The 3,457-nt window shown below is 36.7% G+C and carries 3 protein-coding genes; all 3 read left to right on the top strand.

Annotation, left to right across the window (positions count from 1 at the left end; translation table 11 throughout):
- Positions 1-134: 134 nt before the first annotated feature.
- Positions 135-761: a hypothetical protein gene (locus Q5O73_RS10365; protein ID WP_302669646.1), complete on the top strand. Its 627-nt coding sequence runs from the start codon at positions 135-137 to the stop codon at positions 759-761.
- A 20-nt stretch (positions 762-781) separates the two neighbouring features.
- Positions 782-1,351, top strand: a complete 570-nt coding sequence (locus Q5O73_RS10360; RefSeq protein WP_302669645.1) for a hypothetical protein — start codon at positions 782-784, stop codon at positions 1,349-1,351.
- A gap of 222 nt (positions 1,352-1,573) precedes the next feature.
- On the top strand, positions 1,574-3,457 hold a 1,884-nt coding region (locus Q5O73_RS10355), incomplete at its 3' end, for a glycoside hydrolase family 16 protein (RefSeq protein WP_302669644.1).

Raw genomic sequence — 3,457 nt, 5'->3', positions numbered from 1 at the left:
TGAGGCGAAAGTCTCACGTACGGTGTAGAGCAGGGGAAAAGGTGGAGATAATATCAAATCCTTACCTATTGCTATAAGGTGCCAATGCAGATGTAACAATTAATGGACAGGCTCCGGCAGATGGTGTAATTACTATGTTAGGTACAGGCATTATTAAGTTAAATCCAACATTATTACCTGATAATGCATATACAATAGTTAAGATTAAACTTGAAACAGAAGGAGAACTTATATTTGTTATTAAAAGAGGAAATCCTTCAGAGGCACCAACGGAAGCACCTACAGTAGCACCGACGGAAGCACCTACAGTGGCACCGACGGAAGCCCCAACAGTGGCACCGACGGAAGCCCCAACAGTGGCACCAACGGAAGCACCAACAGTAGTACCGACAGACAAACCAACGGTAGTTCCAACAAATAAGCCGACAGTAAAGCCTACACAGCAGGCAACTACTAAGAAGGTTACAGTAAAGAGAGTAAAGGTTAAATCTGCTTCAAAGAAAAAAGTATCTGCAAAAGTAAAAATATCCCTTAAGAAAGTAAAGGGAGCAAAGAAATATAAAGTACAGGTTTCAACATCAAAGAAGTTTAAAAAAGTTCTTGTAAAGAAAACTGTTAAGAAAGCAAAATTTACTATAAAAAGCAGAAAATTAAAGAATAAGAAAAAATTATATGTAAGAGCAAAGGCTGTTGAAGTTGTAAACAAAAAAGTATACACAGGAAAATGGTCAAAGGCTAAGAGAGTAAAAATTAAGAAATAAACAGGAGGATTAGTAATAGAATGAAATTGTATAAGAAAATAGCAATGTATGCATTAGTTGCAACTTTATCCTTAGGAACATTTGGAGTGTTATCTTTAAGTGCCAAAGGAGCAAATGGCGACTATGATGGAGATATAATAACAAATCCGTGGCATGAATTATTCACCACAACATCCAATACAGGAGATTTGCCGGTAGATGAAACCACAACACATAACAGAGGAGACTTACCAACAGTTGTACCTACAAAAAACAACAATCAGGCAACCACTAAAAAGAATGATACAAAAGTTAAGGTTAAGGCAACTGCTGTAAAATCAGCTAAGAAATCTAAAAAGGCAGTTAAGATTAAAATATCTCTTAAAAAAGTAAAGGGAGCAACAAAATATCAGGTTCAGATTTCAAAAAGCAAAAAATTCAAAAAAGTTGTTTTGAAGAAGACAGTAAAGAAAACAAGTTTTACACTAAAGAGCAAAAAATTAAAAAACAAAAAGAAATTGTATGTAAGAGCAAGAGCTTTGAAGAAAGTCGGAAAGAAGACATACACAAGCAAATGGTCTAAAGTGAAAAAAGTGAAAATAAAAAAGTAATGAAAATCGTACCTTTAAGTATGTTAATAACAACTACATAGAAAAAGATTATGATTGGGTAAATACAATCGTAAAATAAAGTAAAATCTCCCTTCCGAAAAAGAACAGATATTTTCGGAGGGGATGCTTTTTTTTAGAATAGGTAAGCAAATTTCATATTACATTGAGTATTAAATTGTAAAATGTTAATCTATAAAAAAGAATGTAAATAGGAGGGGGCATATGTTTAAAAAGGTTATGTCATTGCTTACTGCTGTAGCTGTTATAATAGCAGGAATACAGTTTACACCGGCTAATAAAGTCAATGCGGCGGTAACATCATCAGGGGGAAGCGGATCATGGAAATTAGTATGGTCTGAGGATTTCAACGGAAATGTAGGAAGTGGCGTTGATACTTCTGTATGGAATTATGATACCGGAAACAGCGGATGGGGAAATAACGAAATTCAGAATTACACAACAAGTACAAATAACGTTTATATTGCAGATACATCATGGGATTCGGAGTCTAGTGACGGCAGATGTCTTGCAATTAAGGCACAGAGAGAAAATGGACAGATTACATCAGGAAGACTGACAACAAAGGGAAAGCAGTTTGCAAGATACGGAAAAATTGAGTGCAAAATGCGAGTTCAAAATGGCAGTCAGTCAGGAGTGTGGCCTGCATTCTGGATGATGGGTGAAAATGGAAACTGGCCTAATTGTGGCGAAATTGACATTATGGAACACAGAAACACGGAAAACACTGCAATTGGTACATTACATTGGAATCCGGGTACTTCATTATGGGATTCATATAATCATGTGTATGCAGGAAGTGAAACAAACGGTCAGTTTGGTTACATAGGAAGTATTGAACAGTGGCACAGATATTCAGTGGAATGGTATGGAGATGTAATGAAATGGTTTGTAGATGATACATGCTATGAAACCATGAGTATTTCAAGTGCAGCAATGGAAGAATTTCAGCGAAATCATTATATTTTGTTAAACCTTGCCATTGGAGGCCCAAATACACCGTTTACCCAGTATCAGACTGTAAGTGACAGCTTTTCCAATGCGATTATGTACGTTGACTATGTAAGAGTATATCAGGGTTCAGATTCTGACTTTGTAATAAATAAAAAGACAGAAAACGTTACTCAGCCTACACAGGTAGATGACGGATACACAACATGTGCATCAGATAATACTGTAAACCTTGGAAGCTGGAATTACTATGTAGGTTCATCCTGGGCAGGAACTGCAGCAAGATATAAAGGTGGTTCAGACTTAAATGATTTTTCATTGAAAGTTACGGCAAGCGGCGGACAGGAATGGGGAATGAATGCCCATACAAAGAAATTAAGTGTTACACCGGGACACACATATTCATATAGTGTAACAGTTAATTCCAATCAGGCAGGAGCTTCGGTCTTCATGAAGGATGAAGTTGGAGATATTAATTTTGGCACAAAAACATTAGTATCAGGAGATAATGTTTATTCAGGAACATTTAAACCTACCAATGACACGGTACAGTTTATGTTTGATTTAGGAAAAGTTGCCGCAGGAACTACATTAAACTTTAAGAATGTAACTCTTACGGACACTACTCCTTCAGTAATTGAAACAACGAAAGCACCTGAACCGACAACTGTTAAGCCGGTTACAGGTGATAAAGAATGGATAACAGTAGACAATTCAAATAACATGTATTCATATGCAAGTGCAGATAACATTACTGTTGTAAATGTACAGCATCCGGGATTTGCCAATGCAGATGGAATATACATGAGTACAAAGGTAGCCATAGGTTACGTTACAATTAATGGAAATAAAGTAGGAAATGAATCAGTGGCAATTGACGGTGCAGGAGCGGTTGTATATTTAACAGCACTTTTAGGGACATCAACAGTGGCATATTATGCACAGGATGGAACTTTACTGGGAAGCGTTAACATTAAAAAGAATGAAACCGTACCTGAAACAACTGAGGCCGTAACAGAAGCTACCACAGAGAGGGAAACTCATGACATGAGTAAAGACCCGGACGATATATCAAGAATTTATGTAGTTACAGATGATGCTAATCCAACAATCACAAAGGAAAGTAAAACACCGGGT

Source organism: Eubacterium sp. AF15-50, from assembly GCF_934835595.1.
GTDB lineage: Bacteria > Bacillota > Clostridia > Lachnospirales > Lachnospiraceae > Eubacterium_G > Eubacterium_G segne.
The sequence above is the reverse complement of the archived record's forward strand: the minus strand, read 5'-3'. Positions and strand labels throughout refer to the sequence as shown.